The 19,565-nt window shown below is 43.9% G+C and carries 32 protein-coding genes and 4 pseudogenes; 2 read left to right on the top strand and 34 right to left on the bottom strand.

From position 1 onward, the window contains the following. Positions 1–20: 20 nt before the first annotated feature. The 18 genes and pseudogenes from rpsR to KOY49_RS05155 all read right to left on the bottom strand — a co-directional run bounded on the left by rpsR (position 21) and on the right by KOY49_RS05155 (position 10,455). Positions 21–218, bottom strand: coding sequence for a 30S ribosomal protein S18 (gene rpsR, locus KOY49_RS00520; RefSeq protein ID WP_129632167.1), 198 nt, complete (start codon positions 216–218; stop codon positions 21–23). A gap of 13 nt (positions 219–231) precedes the next feature. Next, entirely contained in the window at positions 232–555 is a 324-nt protein-coding gene (locus tag KOY49_RS00515; RefSeq protein WP_232736577.1) for a single-stranded DNA-binding protein, read from the bottom strand. Between the two features lie 135 nt (positions 556–690). Beyond that, positions 691–939, bottom strand: a complete 249-nt coding sequence (locus KOY49_RS00510) for a 30S ribosomal protein S6 (RefSeq protein ID WP_232736576.1) — start codon at positions 937–939, stop codon at positions 691–693. A 179-nt stretch (positions 940–1,118) separates the two neighbouring features. Beyond that, positions 1,119–1,736: a hypothetical protein gene (locus tag KOY49_RS00505; RefSeq protein ID WP_232736275.1), complete on the bottom strand. Its 618-nt coding sequence runs from the start codon at positions 1,734–1,736 to the stop codon at positions 1,119–1,121. A gap of 18 nt (positions 1,737–1,754) precedes the next feature. Further along, positions 1,755–2,039, bottom strand: coding sequence for a DNA translocase FtsK (locus tag KOY49_RS00500; RefSeq protein WP_232736274.1), 285 nt, complete (start codon positions 2,037–2,039; stop codon positions 1,755–1,757). A 72-nt stretch (positions 2,040–2,111) separates the two neighbouring features. Beyond that, a pseudogene (locus KOY49_RS05525) lies at positions 2,112–2,870 on the bottom strand (FtsK/SpoIIIE domain-containing protein); the annotation flags it as partial. A gap of 126 nt (positions 2,871–2,996) precedes the next feature. Then, positions 2,997–3,422 (bottom strand): annotated as a pseudogene (locus KOY49_RS05520) (DNA translocase FtsK); the annotation flags it as partial. A 55-nt stretch (positions 3,423–3,477) separates the two neighbouring features. Beyond that, positions 3,478–3,699, bottom strand: a complete 222-nt coding sequence (locus tag KOY49_RS00490) for a hypothetical protein (RefSeq protein ID WP_232736272.1) — start codon at positions 3,697–3,699, stop codon at positions 3,478–3,480. A 38-nt stretch (positions 3,700–3,737) separates the two neighbouring features. Beyond that, the gene (locus KOY49_RS00485; RefSeq protein WP_232736271.1) at positions 3,738–3,977 is read right to left on the bottom strand and encodes a hypothetical protein; all 240 of its coding nucleotides are present in this window, start codon (positions 3,975–3,977) and stop codon (positions 3,738–3,740) included. A gap of 106 nt (positions 3,978–4,083) precedes the next feature. Next, complete coding sequence (locus KOY49_RS00480; RefSeq protein WP_232736270.1) at positions 4,084–4,428, bottom strand: hypothetical protein; 345 nt, start codon at positions 4,426–4,428, stop codon at positions 4,084–4,086. Then, positions 4,388–4,510, bottom strand: coding sequence for a hypothetical protein (locus tag KOY49_RS04840; protein ID WP_269802157.1), 123 nt, complete (start codon positions 4,508–4,510; stop codon positions 4,388–4,390). The genes KOY49_RS00480 and KOY49_RS04840 overlap by 41 nt, the downstream gene beginning before the upstream one ends. Further along, positions 4,503–4,772, bottom strand: a complete 270-nt coding sequence (locus KOY49_RS00475) for a hypothetical protein (protein ID WP_232736582.1) — start codon at positions 4,770–4,772, stop codon at positions 4,503–4,505. The genes KOY49_RS04840 and KOY49_RS00475 overlap by 8 nt, the downstream gene beginning before the upstream one ends. Positions 4,773–4,822: 50 nt before the next feature. Then, a complete protein-coding gene (locus KOY49_RS00465; RefSeq protein ID WP_232736269.1) occupies positions 4,823–6,247 on the bottom strand; it encodes a ribonuclease J in 1,425 nt (474 codons plus the stop codon). A 190-nt stretch (positions 6,248–6,437) separates the two neighbouring features. Continuing rightward, positions 6,438–7,274, bottom strand: a complete 837-nt coding sequence (locus KOY49_RS00460; protein ID WP_039326786.1) for a hypothetical protein — start codon at positions 7,272–7,274, stop codon at positions 6,438–6,440. A 122-nt stretch (positions 7,275–7,396) separates the two neighbouring features. Beyond that, entirely contained in the window at positions 7,397–8,296 is a 900-nt protein-coding gene (locus tag KOY49_RS00455; RefSeq protein ID WP_232736268.1) for a hypothetical protein, read from the bottom strand. A gap of 39 nt (positions 8,297–8,335) precedes the next feature. Beyond that, a complete protein-coding gene (pnp, locus tag KOY49_RS00450; protein ID WP_332873912.1) occupies positions 8,336–9,802 on the bottom strand; it encodes a polyribonucleotide nucleotidyltransferase in 1,467 nt (488 codons plus the stop codon). After that, on the bottom strand, positions 9,732–10,019 hold the full coding sequence (locus KOY49_RS05160) for a hypothetical protein (RefSeq protein ID WP_332873911.1): 288 nt from the start codon (positions 10,017–10,019) through the stop codon (positions 9,732–9,734). Before KOY49_RS05160 ends, pnp begins: the two co-directional genes overlap by 71 nt. After that, on the bottom strand, positions 9,997–10,455 hold the full coding sequence (locus KOY49_RS05155; protein ID WP_332873910.1) for a hypothetical protein: 459 nt from the start codon (positions 10,453–10,455) through the stop codon (positions 9,997–9,999). Before KOY49_RS05155 ends, KOY49_RS05160 begins: the two co-directional genes overlap by 23 nt. Before the next feature lie 180 nt (positions 10,456–10,635). On the opposite strand from KOY49_RS05155, the gene KOY49_RS00445 reads away from it, so the two are divergent. Then, positions 10,636–11,244, top strand: coding sequence for a sortase (locus KOY49_RS00445; protein WP_129636975.1), 609 nt, complete (start codon positions 10,636–10,638; stop codon positions 11,242–11,244). 48 nt (positions 11,245–11,292) lie between these two features. On the opposite strand, the gene KOY49_RS05315 is transcribed toward KOY49_RS00445, so the two are convergent. From KOY49_RS05315 to KOY49_RS00420, 6 genes and pseudogenes are all read right to left on the bottom strand, one after another. Next, positions 11,293–11,400, bottom strand: coding sequence for a hypothetical protein (locus tag KOY49_RS05315; protein ID WP_376787546.1), 108 nt, complete (start codon positions 11,398–11,400; stop codon positions 11,293–11,295). Positions 11,401–11,405: 5 nt separating this feature from the next. After that, the gene (locus tag KOY49_RS05310; protein ID WP_376787525.1) at positions 11,406–11,576 is read right to left on the bottom strand and encodes a 30S ribosomal protein S15; all 171 of its coding nucleotides are present in this window, start codon (positions 11,574–11,576) and stop codon (positions 11,406–11,408) included. Between the two features lie 38 nt (positions 11,577–11,614). Continuing rightward, the gene (locus KOY49_RS00435) at positions 11,615–11,734 is read right to left on the bottom strand and encodes a hypothetical protein (protein ID WP_232736575.1); all 120 of its coding nucleotides are present in this window, start codon (positions 11,732–11,734) and stop codon (positions 11,615–11,617) included. A gap of 72 nt (positions 11,735–11,806) precedes the next feature. After that, positions 11,807–12,127, bottom strand: a pseudogene (locus tag KOY49_RS00430) (hypothetical protein); the annotation flags it as partial. A 303-nt stretch (positions 12,128–12,430) separates the two neighbouring features. After that, entirely contained in the window at positions 12,431–12,829 is a 399-nt protein-coding gene (locus tag KOY49_RS00425; protein WP_232736267.1) for a hypothetical protein, read from the bottom strand. A 151-nt stretch (positions 12,830–12,980) separates the two neighbouring features. Continuing rightward, entirely contained in the window at positions 12,981–13,982 is a 1,002-nt protein-coding gene (locus KOY49_RS00420) for a DHH family phosphoesterase (protein WP_232736266.1), read from the bottom strand. A 159-nt stretch (positions 13,983–14,141) separates the two neighbouring features. Between KOY49_RS00420 and rpsT the strand changes: the two genes are divergently transcribed. Further along, the gene (gene rpsT / locus KOY49_RS00415) at positions 14,142–14,435 is read left to right on the top strand and encodes a 30S ribosomal protein S20 (RefSeq protein ID WP_232736265.1); all 294 of its coding nucleotides are present in this window, start codon (positions 14,142–14,144) and stop codon (positions 14,433–14,435) included. A 107-nt stretch (positions 14,436–14,542) separates the two neighbouring features. Here rpsT and KOY49_RS05305 read toward each other — a convergent pair whose 3' ends face one another. The 10 genes and pseudogenes from KOY49_RS05305 to KOY49_RS00375 all read right to left on the bottom strand — a co-directional run bounded on the left by KOY49_RS05305 (position 14,543) and on the right by KOY49_RS00375 (position 19,510). Beyond that, complete coding sequence (locus KOY49_RS05305) at positions 14,543–14,728, bottom strand: hypothetical protein (protein WP_376787545.1); 186 nt, start codon at positions 14,726–14,728, stop codon at positions 14,543–14,545. Continuing rightward, positions 14,647–14,982 carry a DNA polymerase III subunit delta gene (locus tag KOY49_RS00410; RefSeq protein ID WP_232736264.1) on the bottom strand — a complete coding sequence of 112 codons (336 nt, stop codon included), beginning with the start codon at positions 14,980–14,982 and terminating at the stop codon, positions 14,647–14,649. Before KOY49_RS00410 ends, KOY49_RS05305 begins: the two co-directional genes overlap by 82 nt. After that, a complete protein-coding gene (locus KOY49_RS00405; protein WP_232736263.1) occupies positions 14,945–15,448 on the bottom strand; it encodes a DNA polymerase III subunit delta in 504 nt (167 codons plus the stop codon). The genes KOY49_RS00410 and KOY49_RS00405 overlap by 38 nt, the downstream gene beginning before the upstream one ends. Further along, positions 15,445–15,885, bottom strand: coding sequence for an Fpg/Nei family DNA glycosylase (locus KOY49_RS00400; RefSeq protein WP_232736262.1), 441 nt, complete (start codon positions 15,883–15,885; stop codon positions 15,445–15,447). Before KOY49_RS00400 ends, KOY49_RS00405 begins: the two co-directional genes overlap by 4 nt. Next, on the bottom strand, positions 15,845–16,096 hold the full coding sequence (locus KOY49_RS04835) for an Fpg/Nei family DNA glycosylase (protein ID WP_269802156.1): 252 nt from the start codon (positions 16,094–16,096) through the stop codon (positions 15,845–15,847). Before KOY49_RS04835 ends, KOY49_RS00400 begins: the two co-directional genes overlap by 41 nt. A gap of 64 nt (positions 16,097–16,160) precedes the next feature. Next, positions 16,161–16,352 carry a DNA-formamidopyrimidine glycosylase family protein gene (locus tag KOY49_RS04830; protein ID WP_269802155.1) on the bottom strand — a complete coding sequence of 64 codons (192 nt, stop codon included), beginning with the start codon at positions 16,350–16,352 and terminating at the stop codon, positions 16,161–16,163. A gap of 10 nt (positions 16,353–16,362) precedes the next feature. Next, positions 16,363–17,010: a hypothetical protein gene (locus KOY49_RS00390; protein ID WP_129632112.1), complete on the bottom strand. Its 648-nt coding sequence runs from the start codon at positions 17,008–17,010 to the stop codon at positions 16,363–16,365. A gap of 21 nt (positions 17,011–17,031) precedes the next feature. After that, positions 17,032–18,147, bottom strand: coding sequence for a DNA polymerase (locus KOY49_RS00385; RefSeq protein ID WP_232736261.1), 1,116 nt, complete (start codon positions 18,145–18,147; stop codon positions 17,032–17,034). Next, positions 18,137–19,117, bottom strand: a complete 981-nt coding sequence (locus KOY49_RS00380) for a 5'-3' exonuclease H3TH domain-containing protein (protein ID WP_232736260.1) — start codon at positions 19,115–19,117, stop codon at positions 18,137–18,139. Before KOY49_RS00380 ends, KOY49_RS00385 begins: the two co-directional genes overlap by 11 nt. Continuing rightward, a pseudogene (locus tag KOY49_RS00375) lies at positions 19,068–19,510 on the bottom strand (PIN domain-containing protein). The gene KOY49_RS00380 and the pseudogene KOY49_RS00375 overlap by 50 nt, the downstream one beginning before the upstream one ends. Positions 19,511–19,565: the final 55 nt, after the last annotated feature.

Genomic DNA, 19,565 nt, shown 5'->3' with positions numbered 1-19,565 from the left:
ATATTGCGCATTAAACGTTCCTAGTTGCTAGTAACAAATGGCAACAAAGCCAAGTGGCGAGCACGCTTAATTGCTACCGCCAAGCTTCGCTGTTGCTTTTCGCTCAAACCAGTCTTGCTGATTGGCTCGATTTGACCGTAAACATTGATGTAACGTTGCAAAGTTTTTACATCTTTATAGTCAAAAATAATCGGTGGATTTTTCTTCAATTGTGCCATTTTAATCTCCTTATTAGAATGGGATTTCGCTTAGGTCAATTGGCTTATCGTCAATTTCCGTTACGACTTCCTCTTTTTTAGTAGTCTTTGGTGCTGCAGAACCTGAATTGTCGCCGCTTGGACCGTCTAAGAACGTTACATCTGAAGCAGTAACTTCAATTCGACTCTGTCTTTTACCAGTATCCTTATCTTCCCAGCTATCCTGTCGTAGTCGTCCTTGGATCAAAACCCGACGACCTTTGCTTAGATATTGCATTACCAAATCACCAAGTTTATCCCAGGCTGTGATATTGAAAAAGTCAGCCTGATCGTCTTGAGATTGTCGATCAACAGCAATGCTGAAACTAACTACGTTCTTGCCAGAAGTAGTTGTTCTCTGTTCCTGGATCGCGTGTCAATCTACCCAACAAAATCACTTGATTGATACTTCGTGCCATATTCTATCCCCTCTTTTACCTTACGGCAGTTAGGCTTATTTACTTGATTCGCTTGAATCAGACTCTTCGTTGCGTGCTTTTTGCTCGCTTAATGCTTGACGAGTTTTTTCATCAGTTTTTACCAATAGGTAACGCAAAACTTCATCAGTAATATTAAGCGTGTTTGAAATCTTCAATAAAGCTGGTGCTGGCAACTTAACCTCAAAACAAACGTAAACTGCAAAATCTTCCCGCTTGATTGTGTAGGCCAATTTTTTCTTGCCCCAGTTATCTTCTTTGGTAATTTCACCACCGTTAGTAGTGATTAAACCACGTACCTTTATCCAACGCTGAATCTAGATTAGCTTCCTAAATCCGGGTGAATAAGAACAGTTAGTTCGTATTCGTTCATGTTTCCTCCTCTGGAATCCATTTACGGATGCTTACGCTGTCTCACGCAAGCTTAGGTTAATATTCGCCTATATTATACCCCATTCTGCGATATCGTGTCAATGAGCTTATAGATAGTGTCTATATCGTCAGCACTGAGGGATTGAGCGTTGTTCCTTATGTCGGCGATTAATCTTCTGGCATCTTCAGGGTTTCTCAAATCCAGACTTTCTAAATCAAGATTACTTGGACTTATTCGTCGTCCGTCTACGGAATATTCGACCTTATATTCTCCCTCAAGAGATTTCCCTTTCCAACCTCTAATATTCCAGCTGTGCTCTATATGAAGTGGCGGTAAGCCACCCGAACGGCCCACCACCTCAGTAACGTATAGACCTAATTCAGCGGAACATTGCGTACAGTCTTCCAGCATAGATTCTGGTAAATAGATTATTTCGCACTCCTCCGCATGACCGTCCGAAGAAACGCAAATGGCTTCTAGTGGAATTGAAAAAATATGATGTACTATTTCTGGCGATAGCTTATATGTAAAAATGTTCGCAGCAACACTGCTATCGCCTATTTTATAGCGACCATTCTCTAGGTCTTCAGCACCCCTCTCCTCAAGAACTTTACCCGCCGCCTGTACTATAGCGACAAGAGTCTCCTGATCAAGAGCTAAGTCATAGTTATCAAGAAAATACTCGCTCATAATGTTTGGTCAATCTTTTCACGATTCCGCCAACAGTTCATCAAGCTCTTCTGGACTAGAAATCAAAACATCACGTGGCTTAGAGCCATTCTGCGGACCAATAATTCCCCGCTCTTCCATCTCTTCAATAATTCGCGCTGCTCGCTGATAACCAATTCCCAAGCGTGTTTGTAGCATGCTCGTTGAAGCCTTGCGACGCTCAACCACTACACGAACCGCATCCTTAAACTTATCATCACCACCTTCCGACAAGTCCATCACGACGCCACCCTTGCCGTCCAATTGAACTGGCTGGGCTACCACTTCATCGTTGTACTTGCGGTGCCATCTGCATACGCAAATGATCGGTAATTTTATTCACTTCGTCATCTGTTACCCAGGCGCCCTGAATACGTTTTGGTTTGCTCATACTTGTATGTGTAAAATAGCATATCTCCTTGACCCAATAATTATTTCAGCGCCAGATTGGTCTAAAATCGTTATACTGTCAACCTGGCTAGCCACCGTAAAGGCAATTCGCGCCGGCACGTTTGCCTTAATCAAACCAGTAATCACGTTCACGCTAGGGCGCTGCGTTGCCAGTAGCAAGTGAATACCAACCGCTCGCGATTTCTGCGCCAATCGAACAATTAACGTCTCAACATCCTTTTTAGCCATCATCATAAGATCAGACATCTCGTCCACCACAATCACGATATACGGCATCGATCCATCTTCATGCTCCTGAACATTGCCATTTTCGTCAGCAATCGCAATCTTCTTCGCGCGAGACTGCAGCCTCTTGTTGTATTCCTTAATATTACGGATTTTCTCGCCCGCCAACAATTTGTAGCGTCGCTCCATCTCATTCACCGCCCACTTCAAGGCTGAAATGGTCTTTTCCGGTTCGTTAATCACTGGCGTAAGAAGATGTGGAATATCGGCGTACGGCGCCATTTCGACTTGCTTCGGGTCAACCAAAATCAACTTCATATCACTCGGACTATTGCGATACAGCAAGCTACACAGCAAAGTATTAATCATCACAGACTTACCAGAACCCGTTTGTCCAGCAATCAACAAATGCGGCATCTTCCCCAGTTCACCCACAACAACTTGACCAGATATATCTTTACCAATTCCAAAACTCAAAGGATCACGAGCAGCAGCCCACTGTTTTGATGACAACGTACTTCGTAGTCGAACTTCAGCAGCCTTACGGTTAGGCACTTCAATACCAACCGCTCGCTGACCAGGAATTGGCGCCTCAATCCTTAAACTTTGTGCTGCCAAATTAAGCGCAATGTTAGTTTCCAGCGCCGTAATTCGCGTCAATTTAACCCCACTTGGCGGTCTTAAAGTGTATTGCGTAACTTTTGGACCAACATTAATGTCACCCATCGCTGCCTCAATATTAAATTCAGCCAACGTATCGTGAATTATTTGGGCGTTCTGGCGCGTATCTCCAGCATCAGCACCGCTTTCGTTCTTCTCTAATAGATCCAAGCTTGGCGCTTCCCAATTTGGATCACGAGTTGCCACCAAAGCCTGTTCTTCATTGGCCTTTTCTGGCTTCTCCACTTTCTTCAATAAACTCTTTTTCTCTTTGGCTGTATCAATTATTGGCACACCAGCGTTTAGCTTAATTTCTCCCAAGTCGGTCTTTTTCTCTTCTTCTGCCGGCTGAGCAATTGACGCCTTCTTCATAACAGAACGATTATTATCGTCTTCCTTAGTATTGCTCTTAATCATCTCCCAAAGTTTACTGAAAACCGTAAACGGTGACGTCTGGGTAATAAATAGAACTGTTATAAACGCCAAAACCAGATAAATAATTACAGCAATTGCCGAATCTACCATTTTCCAGTGTTGCTGTGTTTAATATGTCGCCCACAAATCCACCAGAATTCGGATGCGAAGCCGTCTTCATTAACCCAAACAATCCAGAAAACCACACAATTTCCAGAATTGCCGCAAATTTCACTCACTGCGGGTAATTGATTCTCTTCTGCTCGGAAAGTCTCAACCGCCAACTAAATCAGCACTATCGGCAGGAGCGTACGCGGTGTAACCAATTGTTTTTACGGTTGCCATATCAATCCATTGTAAAACTGGACCACCGACGCCAAACCACGATACGACGAGTAGTAGCGACAAAAGAATAAGCATCACCGCGCCAACTTGTGACCAAAAACCCGCCGGCAAACTATGCTGCGGCTTGGCTGGTGCGGATTTTTTCGTGCTCTTTCGTTTTTTTGCCATAATCGTTTTTATTATACACTGATTTTATACTTATTAACAGATGTAAAAATCAATTTAATACGCTTAGTATTATAGCATAATTTACCAGTAAAATCAATCTAGAACCCTAGTACGGGCGAGTGTTCTGTCGCTCCCTGGCTTTTGTGTCATTTGCTTCAGTGTCTGGCACTTGGCGCTGCGGAAAACGGCGGCGTGGAGCAGTTGGAAGGGTCATCTTTGGCTCGTCTGAGGCGGGCTTTTTACCACGCGCTGGCGATTTCACGGCAGAATGCGTTGGCGTAGTTGCCGACTTTACAGACTTCAAGCCGCCAACTTCATTTATCACTGGAATGACAATCGGCGTTCGGCGAGTCTGATCGTACAATATATGCGTAATCTCATCTTTAATTTCTTTTTTGATTACGTCCAAATCATATTTGCCAGAAAAATTGCGCGCCGCTTTTTGCTTCAAGGTATTGGCGAATCATATTCATCAATTCTTCAGAGTCGCGCAGGTAAATAAATCCGTGAGAAATAATGTCTGGGCTAGTCAATAATCGTCCTGTGCCACGCTGTACGGTCAGCACCACAACAAACATTCCTCTCTTGCGACATGTGAATGCGGTCTTTCAGTACAACCTCAGAAACAATTGCGCCAGTGTCATCGTACATCACGCCACCAACGTGAATTCGCCCAGCTTTCTTTGCTTGCCTTTCAATATCAATTTCAATAATATCTCCAGCATCACACACAAAAATATTCTTACGAGGAATTCCGCATTCTTTTTCCGCTAACCTGGCATTATGCACCAACATATGGAATTCACCGTGAATTGGCATGTAGTAAGTTGGGTTAAGCGCGTTGATCAATTTGACGTGATCGTCATAATATCCGTGACCCGACAAGTGCAATGCGGACCGATTCCCGTCAAGTGAGTTTTTCCGTTCTGAATGACGTCAGAGCCTTCGCGCATCAGACCGTCAACCGTTCGCACCACGCTTTTTTCATTGCCAGGAATTGGATTTGAGCTAAACACCACAACGTCCGAGCCCTTAATTTTCATGTATTTATGAGCGCCCGTCGCCATGCGATTTAAGACGGCGTTAAATTCACTCTGCGAGCCAGTACAAACTACGGCAATTTGATTATCTGGCAATTTAACAATATCTTCCATCTTCATGATGGTGTCTTTAGGAATCTTAATCGTCCCCGAACGCAGTGCCACTTCCTTGTTTTGAATCATCGAGAATCCAGCAAACGCCACCTTGCGTCCGTGCTTATGCGCCTCTTCCAAAATTAATTGCAAGCGATGCACCTGCGATGAGAAACAACTTAAAATTACTCGACTATTACTAAACTTGTCCATCACCTGACCGATGGAATACTGAATATCAAACTCCGTGTGCGTGTGCGTGCCAGCCGATTCACAGTTGGTCGATTCATTCATAAACATCAAAATGCCTTCTTTTGAAGCCACTTCCGTAAGTCGCTCAAGGTCAAACTTTTGACCGTCAACTGGACTTTCCTCAAATCGCCAGTCACCAGAATCGACAATCACACCCATTGGAGTTCGAATAATCACCGCCGTAGAATCAGGAATTGAGTGGTTAACTCGCACCAACTCGATTGAAAAATGCTTAGAAACTTGAACAATTTCGTGACTCAGCGGATCCATCACTCGATAATCCGGCTTGAAATCCACTTCTGAATCGTCCATCGTTCGATCAAGCATACTAATCGTAAACTTAGAGCCATAAACTGGCGCTGGAATACGATGAATGAAGTGGCGGAACGAACCAATGTGATCAAGGTGTCCGTGCGTAAATACGTGCGCCTTAATTTTATGCTTATTCTCTTCCAGCCAAGTAATATCCGGCGTGATGTAATTGATGCCTGGATAATCACTGCCTGGGAACAGAAAGCCCATATCTACGATGATAATCTCATCATCATATTCGATGGCGTTCATATTCTTACCAATTCCCATTTCGCCCACGCCACCAATCGGAATAATCCGAAGTTTCGGCTGACCGCCGCGAACAGGTTTTGGTTGCATTTTGGCACTAAATTGCTCACCGCCGTATCCGTTGTAAACTGACTTGTTTACTGGAATATCAATCAAGTGCTGTGAAGCCCTGAGATTAACATTCTCGCTTGTTCGTCGCTGAGCTCGAAAAACCTCACCCTTACGAGTAGTTGTGCTATTCAAAACTGCATTGTTACTTTTCTTTGACTGCGGACGCTTATTGGCGTCGTCTTTTTGCGGTGTTGCTAGTCGCCGCTGACCCATATTGTTATACTCCTTTTTTATTACAATATAATTCAAAAACCAGGTATAGAGGTGAACTGATGTAAATTCCTCTAGTTAGTACTCTTATATTAGCAAACCGCTCATTTTTTGTCAAAGAACAGCACTGCACAGCAAGCTACAATAAAAATTACCCTGATTTTATCAGGGTAATTTTATTTTTAGATACAGACTACTTTTCGTCAGACTTTTTCTTAGCTAGTTTCTTGAGATATGCATAGTCTTCTAAGTGATCACTTCTAGACTTTTCACCTTGCACTTCTGGGTTTTTTGGCTCTTTAGGTCTTCTTAATTTAGCGTTGGGGTTATTTTTAAGTTCACTATAGTATTTATATGACTCTAATAAAAAGGTTTTTATATCTTCTGACCAATACTTACGAAGAGCTTTACCGTACTGAGAAACAATTTTATCATCAGACTTTTCAAACCTCTCTACAGCTTTCATGCATCGCTCTTCACGGGAAGCTAGAGCAGCATCAATAGCTTCTCTGTCAGGCTTCATATATGACGCGTAGGTATTAAGTTCACAAAAACTGACATCTTCGTCTGTACTGACTTTATATGCAGCATATATAGCCGGCTTTATACTATCATTCCAATCCTTTAGCGCCTCATCGTAGGCTTCTTTTAAATCTTCGTCCGCAAGGGCTTTATGCGACCCCAGTTCTTTATATTTTTCATCAATCTCTCCAAGTGTTCTCTCAATACCCCTATACGACAATGAAGCATATTTACTTCCTTCAACATCCCTAGAGATGTCTAATTTATTAATCTGTGAGTAAAAGTCTTTATAGTCTTCCTTACTGACTTGGGCTCCACCTTTTTTATCACCTGATCCGCCAAGGAATACAAAAGCTAAGACAATACCAACAATGGCAATGATAGCGACAACTCCGCCAATAATTCCCCAAAAAACACCTTTACTCATATTCTTCTTCGGAGGCATTTGGTATGGAGTGCCAGCCATGGGTTGAGGCGGTAGTGTATTGTTATTCTGATTATTGTTCATAAAATTATTACCTCCTAAACTTACATTACCTACTATTATATAGTTATTAGCTGGTTGTCGTCAAACATTGACCACTAAAAGCACTCTGATTTCCTCAGGGCACTTTTGTTTTTAGATAAAATCTATTTATTAGCTTTATCTTCTAGTACTTTTTGTAAATTATCAAAATTATCTTTCACTATCTTGACAATGTCCTTTTTGTAATTAGGAGTTGGGGTAGTTGGAACTTTAGGTGACGACAAAGATGTTTTGCCGTTTGTTCTTATGTAGTCCTGCCTATAGGCTGTTGCTGCTACGTAATATTGCTTCATCTCCGCATAATGCTTTTTCAAGTCTTCACCATATTTCTTAGCAATATCATTATCAGACTTTATCATGTTGTCCAGGGCGTTTGTACAACTTTTCATGACAGAGTCAAAATCTTGTTCGATTTCATCCTTAGATTTCTCAAAATATTTATTTGGATTAGGGACTTTACATTTACGGTAAGCCCCTTCTTTGTTAAAAATTCCGACATATTTTAGGTAAGGTTTAGCCTCGTCATTCCACACCTTCAGATACTTGTCGTAAGCCTCCTTAACGTCTTTGTCCTTAAAGGCCTTATTAGAGGCAAACTTAGCGTGAGCTTCATCAGCTGAATTTATAACTTTATTTATGACCTCTTCGTAATCATCACTTTTTTTCACATCCTTAAATATATCCTTATACTCAGGCAGCTTCATTTGCGATACTAAGCTTACAGCAGCTTTATAATCTGCCTTGCTTGGACCGCCTAATAACAAGACGGCTAGGACTACACCAACGATAATTACAACTAGTCCAATTATTCCGCCGATGATTCCCCACATGGCACCTTTACTCATTTTCTTTTTTGGTGGCATTTGGTATGGAGTTCCCATGACTGGTTGTTGTGGAAATTGCTGTTGTGGCTGAGGCTGCTGAACCTGAGGCTGTTGTGGAGCCTGCTGAAATTGTGGCTGAGGCGGTGTTTGAGGTTTGTTGTTGTTATTGCTATTGTCCATAAATTTTCCTCCTAAAATTACGCTTTCGCTATTATATATTTACAAACCAATCATCGTCAAATTAATCTTACCGCGCTCGTCAATTCCAGTGATTTTCACGCGAACAGTTTGCCCTTCTTTCACGACATCAGTCACTTTTTCAACTCGACGTTCCGCCAATTTCGAAATATGAACCATTCCGTCAATGCCAGGAAGTATATTCACAAACGCACCAAAATCTTTAATGCCGACAACTTTACCTTCGTAAATCTTGCCAACTTCTGGCTCTTCAACCAGACCCTTAATCCAGTTCATAGCCTTTTCAATCGACGCGCCGTCTGGGCTAGCCACAGTAATCAAACCATCTTCCTTAATATCAATCTCAGCGCCAGTTTCCGAAGTAATCTTATTGATCGTCTCACCACCCTTACCAATAATCACGCCAATCTTATCTGGGTCAATCTTAATCTTCTCAATTCGTGGCGCATACGGACTGAGCGACTCACGAGGCCCTGGAAGCACACTAAGCATATGCTCCAAAATGTGCGCTCGGCCAGCTTTACTCTGCTCAATCGCTTGACGCAATACCGCCACTGGTAGCCCATGAACCTTCATATCCATTTGAAGAGCCGTAATACCCTTTGAAGTTCCAGTTACCTTAAAGTCCATATCACCAGCAAAGTCCTCAGCATCAGCGATATCGCTCAACACATACGGAGTATCGCCGTCCATCATTAGACCCATCGCAATTCCACTCACTGGAGCCGAAATTGGCACACCAGCGTCCATCAACGCCAAACAGCTAGAACAAGTCGCCGCCATCGAAGTCGAACCGTTCTGGCTCATAATTTCTGTCACCGAGCGAATAGCGTATGGAAAATCTTCTTCAGTTGGCAAAACTGGAAGCAAAGCACGTTCCGCCAAGTATCCGTGACCAATTTCACGTCGACCTGGACTGCCCATTCGCTTGACCTCGCCAACCGTATAGCCCGGCGCATTGTAATGATGCATATAACGTCGCTCACCGTCGGTAATTTCCATAGTGTCAATCAATTGCGAATAACTAAGCGGCGCCAAAGTCACAATATTCATTCCCTGAGTTACGCCACGCGTAAACAAGCTGGAACCGTGAGCGCGCGGCAAGAATCCAACTTCCGAGCTAAGCGGACGAATCTCGGTCAATTGTCGACCGTCAGGACGAACTCGTTCAGCGACAATTCCCCGACGAACATCTTTATGTAAAGCCAAAGTAAACGCTTCGTCATAATCGCCACGAACTTCGCTATATTCTTCCTCGTCCAGTCCCAATTTTTCCGCCATCGCCTCATGGAACTCGGCACGAATTTCGCTAATCATTTCATTGCGCTCTGGATATGGTCGACGGATTTTCTCACCAAATTTCCCATCAGCCCACGCGTTAACCGTTTGCTGAATTGATTCATCTGGCAAAATTAAATCATATTCCTGCTGTGCTGGCGCAACTTTTTCCGCCAATTCGCGTTGCAAGGCAATCGCTGGCTGCATCATCTGAGTGAGCCCATGTCATCGCATCAACAATAACGTCTTCCGAAACTTCTTTAGCGCCAGCCTCGACCATTGTTATACCGCTTTCAATACCAGCCACAACCAAATCAAGATCTGACTTTTCGCGCTCTTCTGGAGTCAAGAACGCCTTAAATTCGCCATTGACTCGACCCACGCGCAAACCAGCCACTGGACCGTCAAACGGCGTGCCGGTTAACATTAACGCACCTAGACGCAGCGATCATCGCAATTACATCTGGGCGGAAACTCGGATCCATACTCAAAACAGTCGCGACGACTTGGATTTCCTGTCGATAACCCTTCGGGAAAAGCGGACGAATCGGACGATCAATCAATCGACCAATCAACACAGCTTCATCGCTTGGACGACCTTCGCGCTTGATAAATCGGCTGCCAGAAATCTTACCTGCTGCATAAAACTTTTCTTCATAATCAATCGACAATGGAAAATAATCCAATTGCACTGGACGCGGACTAACTTGAGCGCTACCCAAAACTACAGTGTCGCCATAACGCACCAAAACACTACCAGTCGTCCTAAAACCGACGCGATTCACCTCTAAAGTCAGCGGCCGACCACAAAAATCAGTGGTAACACTAAAAATCTCCTTGCCGCTTGGATTGATAATACTCATAAAGAGCTCCTTTCTTGCGGTAGTAACAGGGATGAAATTACTTGGCAATTTAGTCGTCTCATCTCTATCACTTCCGCGTTACAAATTGCTCCTTATATTATACTAAAACCTGGCCCAAACGCCAGCCGCGCGCGCGCGCTTAACATATTTATTAATAGATGAGTGTGCTATAATTTATTCATGTCACTTCAGCTAGATTCAGTAAAAAATCGCCAAAAAAGTTGGAAAAGCTATATCTTAACTATAATCGCAATCTTAATGATTCTTGGCGGAGTTTATTTGCTTGCTCTCATCAGCACGCCCCTCATTTTGTCACAAAACATCAACCCAAAAGACAACCACACCACTCAGCTCATCACTAAAACTGAGAATAAAATTACCGAAAATCGACTTTATATACCGAAAATCGACATAAATTTGCCTTATAGTACTGGCGGCGCCGAGACAATGGAGCATGGTGCGTGGTGGCGTAAACCAGAAAACGGCAACCCAAAAGATGGCGGCAATTTTGTCTTATCTGCACACCGTTTTATTATGGGCTTAACTCCTCAGCAGACGCTCAGAAAATCACCTTTTTATAATATCGATAAATTGACTGTCGGCGATGAAATTATCATTGACTATAACGGCGTGCGTTACAATTACGTCATCAGCGAAAAACAAAGCGTTAAACCAGATGCCGTGGAAATCGAACAACGCACAGATCAGCCGCAATTAACTCTTTATTCCTGCACTTTGGGCGGCGCAAACGACGGACGAGATGTGATTATCGCCAAATTGAAAAAATAGCCAGAACAACAAAAATCCCCTTTTCGTCAAAGGGGATTTAAGCAGTTTTTAACGTAAATTATTTACGCAAACCCTAATTTGGCAACAACTGCTTCTGTAGCTCTCAAAATCAGTTCGCTCCAAATATTTCAGCAAACGCTTGCGCTTACCAACCATTTGGATCAAGCCGCGACGAGCCATGAAGTCACGTGCTTATTCGCCTTCAAATGCTCTGTGACTTCTTTGATACGAGCCGTCAAAACTGACACCTGAGCTTGTGAGGCGCTACCGACGTCGTTTTTATTGACCTGAGTCAAAGCAATTGCTTTCGCTTTATTTTCTTTGCTAATCATAGCTTTGTAATTATACCAAGCTTCTCTGTTTTTTGCAATTAGCTAGTAATTCCAAAGTCCGCCAGAGTCTTTGCTTGGTCAATAGAATAGTCGGCTATTTTTGTTCGACGCAGATTTTTACAATACGCGCCCGTCCCCAATTTCTCGCTAATATCCACCGCCAACGTTCGGATATAAGTTCCGCTTGAAACGTGAGTTCTGATCTTTAATTTGGGATATTCGTATGCTAATAACTCCAACGAGTAAATTTCTATCACACGCTTAGGAATTTCCACTTGCTTTGCCTTCGCGCGCCAATTTTATGCGCTCTTTTACCGTTAATTTTTATTGCGCTAAAAATCGGCGGCGTCTGCTCAATTTTTTCCCACAAATTGACTAATCACCCGCTGAATTTCTTCCAAACTCGGCTCATAATCAGACACATCAGTAATTTCGCCTTCTGGGTCGCCCGTCGAACTATTCTTGCCCAGAATAATTTCCGCCTCGTACCACTTATCTAACTTAGTGAAAGTTTCGGCTTGGCGGCATTTCTTTTCAGTCACAATAATCATTAGCCCCGTAGCGAACGGATCAAGCGTACCTGTGTGACCAACCTTTACCTTCTTTCCCGCCTGATTAGATAAAACTCGTTGCAAGCGCGCTACCACCCCAAAGCTAGTCATTCCCTGAGGTTTGTCTATGAGAATCACTTCGTCCATCAACTATTGTCCTGGGATGTGGAATTGCGCTGGATTGAAGTCTGCGTTTTGAGCTGGCTGAGTTGGCATCGCGGTGTCGCAGGCGCTGGAGCTTGCGGAGCGGCTACTGGCTCAGGAGCCACCCCTAACGGTGCAATCTGTGGCAATCCATTTACATCAACACCTGTAGGCGCTGGCGGCATTGGTGGCAAAGCGCCGAAATCTGGCATTGCTGGTGGCATTGGCAAATCGAAACCTGGGAAGCTTATTTTCAGGATTTGTTATTGCTGGCTCAATTGGCGCAATCGGCTGACTCGGAGCTGGCGCTACTGGATTATTCAATTGATTTGTGTCGTTGGTAATTGCCGAAATAATCGACTCTTCAGATTGCGGCGCAACAGGTATCGTCGACAATTTTTGCTCAGCGGCGTTAGTTGTAGCAAACGGATCAATCTTTGGTGGTTCATCAGACGCGCCCATAGCCGCATTTAACGGAGTATCGCCAAACGACGGCGTGTTATCACCCCACACATATTTACCGTGCGTTAAGATGGTTTTATTTTGATCGCTAGCCAATTCCCTAATCTTATCCTCGGCGGCCTGTTTGTAGTCGTTGCGTTCAGTGTGCCACCCATCGGTGGAGTTTCCTCAAAGGAAAGCTCGCCCTTTGAAACTATTTTTTCACTAGGCTTTTCTTCCTCGGCTTGTGGTTCTTCGCTTTATTGGCTCAATTTTGGTTCAATTTCTCTTCGGCAATCCTAGCAGACTCTTCTTGCTTTTCCTTCGCCGTTTGTTCAGCTACTTCATCAACATCGCCCTTCTTTTCGTGGCTAATCGACAAAGTTCCGTCCGCGTGTACAGTTTCCTCATCTTTCTCTACTTCTTCAGTTTTATCCTCTGATGAATCTTCTTTTTCTTTGGCTGGAGTTTTTTTTTCGATCTTTTCAATCTTCTGCGGCTCGTCCTCTACTTCGCTCTCTGCGATCTTTGAAACCACCAATTGCTGATTTGCACCAGCCGCCATAAGTTCTGCGGCTGTAGTCATAACCTTTGATGACGTATTGCCATTACTAAACCTCTCAGTTACCGCCACAATTCCCGTAAGCAAAGCCGTCGCCATCTGCTCGTCCAAAGTTACCTTCGGCGTCTTCAGATCATCAAGCAATTCCACAACCATTTCACTCACGCCGCTAGCATTAGATTCGTGCCAATCAACAGAACCCAGACCACTCTTTACGTCGCCCGCTGTTATAGCCACAACCGTAGCATCGTGCAAAATCTTACCGTGCGCAGTCAAAGCCGTATCAATACTTTCACTATTTTCAACATTTAGCGCCAAAACTAGCTCAACGTTATAATCGCCCTGTGAAAATTCCAAGTCTTTATCGGTAATTGTCGTACGATATGGCGTAATAAAAATCTTCACCGCGTCGTCAACAACTTTATAGCGCAAATGATCAGCCTTCTCTTTATCTAAAGCAATAATAAAATCACGTAAAGAATCTGCGGTCTGCTCAAACGTCTTATCAGGATTCAAGAACGTAATTGCTGGCGGAATGTCGCCGCTAAACACAGCCGTAGCGTGCTTCCCTAGTTTATTGAGGAAAATCGTCAATCCTAATGCTGCCGACAATTCGTCGACTGACGGGCTAGAACTCACCGTCACTAAAATATTAGTTACATCCTTGATGCTCTGGATTACTTTTTGCTTTGCTGATCCGTTTGACATGATTTTTCCTATGTTTGTTTTTTGTAATTACGCTTGGCATCACTATACCATAAGCAGTACCATAAAGTCAATATCTAAGCCACCTCTTTACAATTTATGCTATTTTCTGTATAATTCTTCCTGATTAGCGATACAAATCTATAGAGGTAAAGGAGAAACATGCCAATCATCAAATCCGCCATCAAGCGTGCTAAACAAACCCTAAAGCGCCGCGAGCGAAACATCAGCATTAAAAAAGACATTAAGACTGCTGTTAAAGCTTTCTCTGCAGAACCAAGCGCAAAGACTCTTGCTGCAGCACAAAGCGAAATCGACACCGCTGTTAAAAAAGGCTTGATTAAGAAAAACACTGCTGCTCGCCGAAAGAGCGCATTGAGCAAAATTGCTAAAAAAGCAGGTGTTACATTAGAAGCTGCTAAAAAACCAGCTGCAAAGCCAGCCAGCAACAGCTAAGAAAACTGCTGCTAAAAAAGCTCCAGCAAAGAAGCCAGCTGCTAAAAAAGCTGAAAAATAATCCATAAAGATTGCTAGAAAATGCCCCGGAATTAACTGGGGTATTTTTATTTTCCAATTCCAACCAGTGCCGCCTCCACAAGCAGCCACGGATTTACAGAGGTTGTTTTCATTTGCAAGTCCGCCCGAAGTAGCGCGTCATTTATCCTCTTCAGTTTTTCCTTATCGACGCCTTTTGCTGAAGACGCCAATTTTCGTAAAACATACGGACTAGCCGAAAAATCCGAAGCCACCAGCACTTACTGTCGCCGTCAGCCAAAACCAACGCCGTCAAGTTAGTCGCCTGCGAGGCAAGCAATCCCATTGTCTGGTAAGCGCCATCAACGCCACTTTCCGACTCCAAATAGCTAATTATATCGTGAACCTTATCATAATCACCCGCCAGCGCCGAAATAAACAAATCAAACACATTTTCCGTCCTCGCCAGAGGTATGAGGTTGTCAATTAAATCATCCGTCACTTTTTGCGCCAGCGCCAATTGATCCAAAAAATTGCTCAGGTCGCAACTGATCAAATCCCAAACGATCAATAATTATCTCTGCTTGATGATTCGTTAATTCACACTCGCGAACCTTCGCTTCCGCCACGCACCATTTTAAAAGTTGCGGTTTTTGGCGATCGCTAAGCGGTGAAAATTCCTGAACTTTGGCATTTTTCTGCAGCCACTTATACGTTTTTGTTCGCTTATCAATTTTATCTTCCACCAGAATAATCGTCCTGTCATCATCAAACTTCATATCTGGAAGTTGCGACCAAATCTCAGAATTTTCGCCTAGTTTTGAAATCAAATACACCGACGAGTTCATAAACAGCGTCTGCCCAATTGCTATTTCCTGCATTCCAGCCAACGTCAAATCTTCACCATCATGTCGCGCCGCTTTTTCGTCGCCGATCAGCTTAGCAATCGCTTGCCGTTTCTCGAATTCATTTTCGCCGTAAAAAAGGTAAATCACTTCGCCTCCACCTGGCAAACTGGACAAATATGCGTACCGCGTCCAGAAACTTTCATCTTTACAATCTCTTGATCAGGATGTCGATGGCACGGCTGACCTTCCCGACGAAATACATGCGCAAATGATAGATAATTACCTTTTCTGCCTTCAGCGTCAACATAATTTTTATCCGTCGAACCGCCCTGATCAATGCTCAATTGCAAAATCTGACGCAGTTCGTTAAACAAATCTTCCAATTGGTTATCACTAATATTTTTGACGCGCGTCTGAGGGTGAATTTTCGCAGCCCACAGAGCTTCATCGGCATAAATATTACCAACTCCAGCGATCACCGACTGATCAAGAAACGCTGGCTTGATCATCGAATTTTGCCGACGACGAATTCGCTTAATAAAGTCACCCGCCTCGAGTTTTTTTATCGAGCGGTTCCGGACCAACTTTCTGCATAAATGGCAAATTTTCTATCTCATCAGTCGGCATTAATTTCATCCAGCCAAACTTACGCTGATCATTGAAAAACAGGCGCGAACCATCCGTAAAATCAATTTGCACTCGTGTCGATCTATCAGGCAATTCACCGATCAAACTATCATTCGGATGACCGCCAGCAAAACTATTAGCCCCACGAAAAATCAATTGCCCAGTCATCTACGAAAACATCAGTTGCCCTGTCATCTTCAGATGTATCACCAGCGAATACTGCGTATCCAGATCAATCATCCGTCACTTTTGCTCGCCGTCGCACCGCCGTTACATGCGCACCGTATAAAAATTGTTGAACGTCAGTGGGTGAATTCGGAAAACTCTTTGGCGAATCAAATACCGTCGCTCGCACAACAGCCTGACCTGGCAGTAAATCCGCCAAACCGCGACGAACTGTCTCAACTTCGGGTAGTTCTGGCATTCGGCAAGTCCTACAGCTTAAACAAAGCTTCTTCTTGACTTAGACCAATTCCAGCCGCCATTTTCTTGCCGTCAGGAATTTGCTTCAAAAACATATCCAAAATCTCGTTTACATTAGCTTGCGCCGAGCCCTTAGAGCCGCTACAATCCGACGTCCACAAACTCTTCACAACGGAATTGTCCTTCAAAGTTTCGAATTTGTAAATTTTACCGCTAGCACAAATTCCCCGCAAATCGTTTTGCTGCTCAGTTAGCGGCGTGCCTTCCATCATTTTTCGCTTATCAAGCGCATAAACCAGCTCCGTATAAGCCTTGCTGTTATTGTCCAATTTTTTCTCTGCAATCGGCTTATCCAAATATCCCTCGTACGTTGTCATTTCGCGAGATTCTGGCGAAATAGTGATGCTGTATGAGCGGAAATTCTCATTCGCTACAATCGGTCCGCGCACTGTCAATCGAACCGCGCTTCCCACGTCCGTCGACAACAAAGCAACTTGCCCTACGTTAACATTCTGATCCGTTGTTTGACCTGAATCGTTTTTGCCAAATAATGCTCGACCAATCGCAATAACCGCTGCTACCGCCACAACCGTGATAACAATAACCAGCAAAATTGGTACAAATCGAGAAAATGAATTTCGTCGTTGAGTGTATTTCATGGCGTAATTATACCATATTTTCTACACTTCACCCCAATTTACGCCCGTACCGACATCTACTTTCAATTTAATCGGCAATTCTGGACAAACGCCTTCCATTTCCGCTTTCATAATCTCGCTGACTTTCTGGACGTCTTCAGGTTTGCATTCCACCAAAATCGAATCATGAACTTGTAAAATCGCGTCAGCCAAGCCCGACAACTTGTCCTCCAATCGAATCATTGCCAATTTCATCAAATCCGCTTCCGTGCCTTGAATTGGCATATTCATCGCAGCCCTTTCCGCCGAAGATCGCACCATAAAATTGCTCGATTTTACATCAGGCGTTGGTCGTCGCCTGCCAAAATACGTTTCAACAAATCCCTGTTCTCGCGCTTGAGTTAAAATTTTATCCAAGTACTGACGAATCGGTTTTCGCACCTCAAAATAATGATCAATAAACTTTTTCGCCTCTGTAAATGACATTCCCGTAGCCGCCGCCAAACCGTGCGGACTCATTCCGTAAAGTACACCAAAATTGATCACTTTCGCTGCTCGACGCTGAGATTTGTTTACTTCGTCAATTGATATTCCGTATGTTTCCGCCGCCGTTTTTGCGTGAATATCAACATCGCTATTAAAGTCTTCAATCAACTTCTCGTCGCCCGCCAACACAGCCGCCAGCCTCAGCTCAAATTGTGAATAATCCGCGCCGACAAAAACTTTGCCATCACTCGGAACAAACGCCTGGCGAATTTTCCTGCCCAGTTCAGTCCGCACCGGAATATTCTGTAAATTCGGATTCGTACTACTTAGCCGCCCCGTGCTGGTTACATCCTGATTAAACGTGGTGTGAATTCGCCCATCAGCCGCCATCAATTTTGGTAACGCCTCAATGTACGTGCTGATCAATTTGGTCAATTCTCGATATCGCTCAATCAACTCGATAATCGGATGTTGTCCGCGTAATTTATCCAACTCTTTTTGACCTGTTGAATATCCAGTTTTTCCCTTTTTTATGCCCGCGGTTGGTAATTGCAATTTGGTAAACAAAACCTCAGAAAGTTGCGCTGGACTAGACGCGTTAAACTCGTATCCTGCCATGGAATACATTTGTTGTTCAAGCTCACTAACTTCCGCCGCCAGCTCATCGCCCATCTGTTTTAATAGCGTATCGATCCAACTTCATCCCGCGTTTTTCCATCTGGAATAGCGCCCAAATTACTGGAAAATCAAACTCGTAAGCCACACGCGCAATTTGCGAATTGTTCGACATGTAAACTTTTTGTTCACGATAAATTTTATGCAAGCGAGCCAATTGATAAGGCGCGGAATTGTCATCAGAAAAATCACCAGACAGCGCATTCAAACTACGATCGCGCTTCAGCGGATCAATCAAAAACGCCGCCTGCCCAACATCCCAAACTTCGTGAAAACGCACCGCCACGCCATGATTATCCAGTGCGTGATATAACTGCTTGACGTCCGCCGCGATCACAATTCCCTGCGCCAATAATTGCCACATAGATTGACTAATTTCATCAATTTTCGCCGTCCACGCTGACTCAGGATTTGAGCTTATGTAAATTACGTCAGGCTCCGACGAATCGATATATATTATATTTTCCGCCTCAAACATCGGCATGTCGGGTAATTTTTCAATTCGTGGAATATCCAACTTCGGTTCTTCTTTTTTCTCATTTTCCGCTTGCATCGTTCGCGGCAATCGTCCAATTAGCGAATTAAACTCCAACTTCTGCAGAATTTCCGTTACTCGCGCAAAATCGCAATCATTAACATCCGCCACATCCCAGTCCAGCTCAATCGGCGCGTCCGTCCAAATTTCCGCCACTTGCTTGGTCAAATATGCCGACTCGCGACCATTTTCCAACTTTGTTCGCAAAGCGCCTTTTTGCTCGTCCAGATGTTCATAAACTCCGTCCAGCGTTTCATATTCTTGCAATAATTTCACCGCTGTTTTCTGACCAATTCCTGGCACTCCCGGTAAATTGTCACTAGAATCGCCCTTCAGCGCCTTCAGGTCTAATAATTGTTCCGTCCGAATTCCGTATTTTTCTTCAAAGTGTTCCGCTGTGAATTCCTCGATATTCCTTAAGCCATTTTTCATGGGCGTAAACTTTGGTCATCGGTGATATCAATTGCAATGCGTCCAAATCCGACGTTATCAAGCACGTTTCAATTCCGCGAGATTCCGCTTGCCTGGCAAACGCGCCCATAATATCGTCCGCCTCGTAATCATCAATTTCATAAAGCGGCCAGCCAAACGCATCAAGCAGCTCATTAAAATCGGGATTTGCTGGTAAAAATCATCTGGCGCCGGCTTGCGACCAGCTTTATATTCTGGATATAATTCCCGCCGCTTGCGAATATTCGTGCCTCGTTTATCCCAAGCTACCGCCACATAATCCGGCTCCAATTTCTTAATCAGCTCAATTGCCAAACTTACAAATCCGTACACACCACCAGTCGGAGTTCCGTCAGCCATCGACAATCCCGGCATAGCATAATAACCTCGGTAAAACACCGACTTTCCATCAATAACCACTAGACGCTTC

Source organism: Candidatus Minimicrobia vallesae, assembly GCF_018866205.1.
Taxonomy (GTDB): domain Bacteria; phylum Patescibacteriota; class Saccharimonadia; order Saccharimonadales; family Saccharimonadaceae; genus Nanosynbacter; species Nanosynbacter vallesae.
Note: the sequence above shows the minus strand (reverse complement) of the source record. Positions and strands in the feature narration are given on the sequence as shown.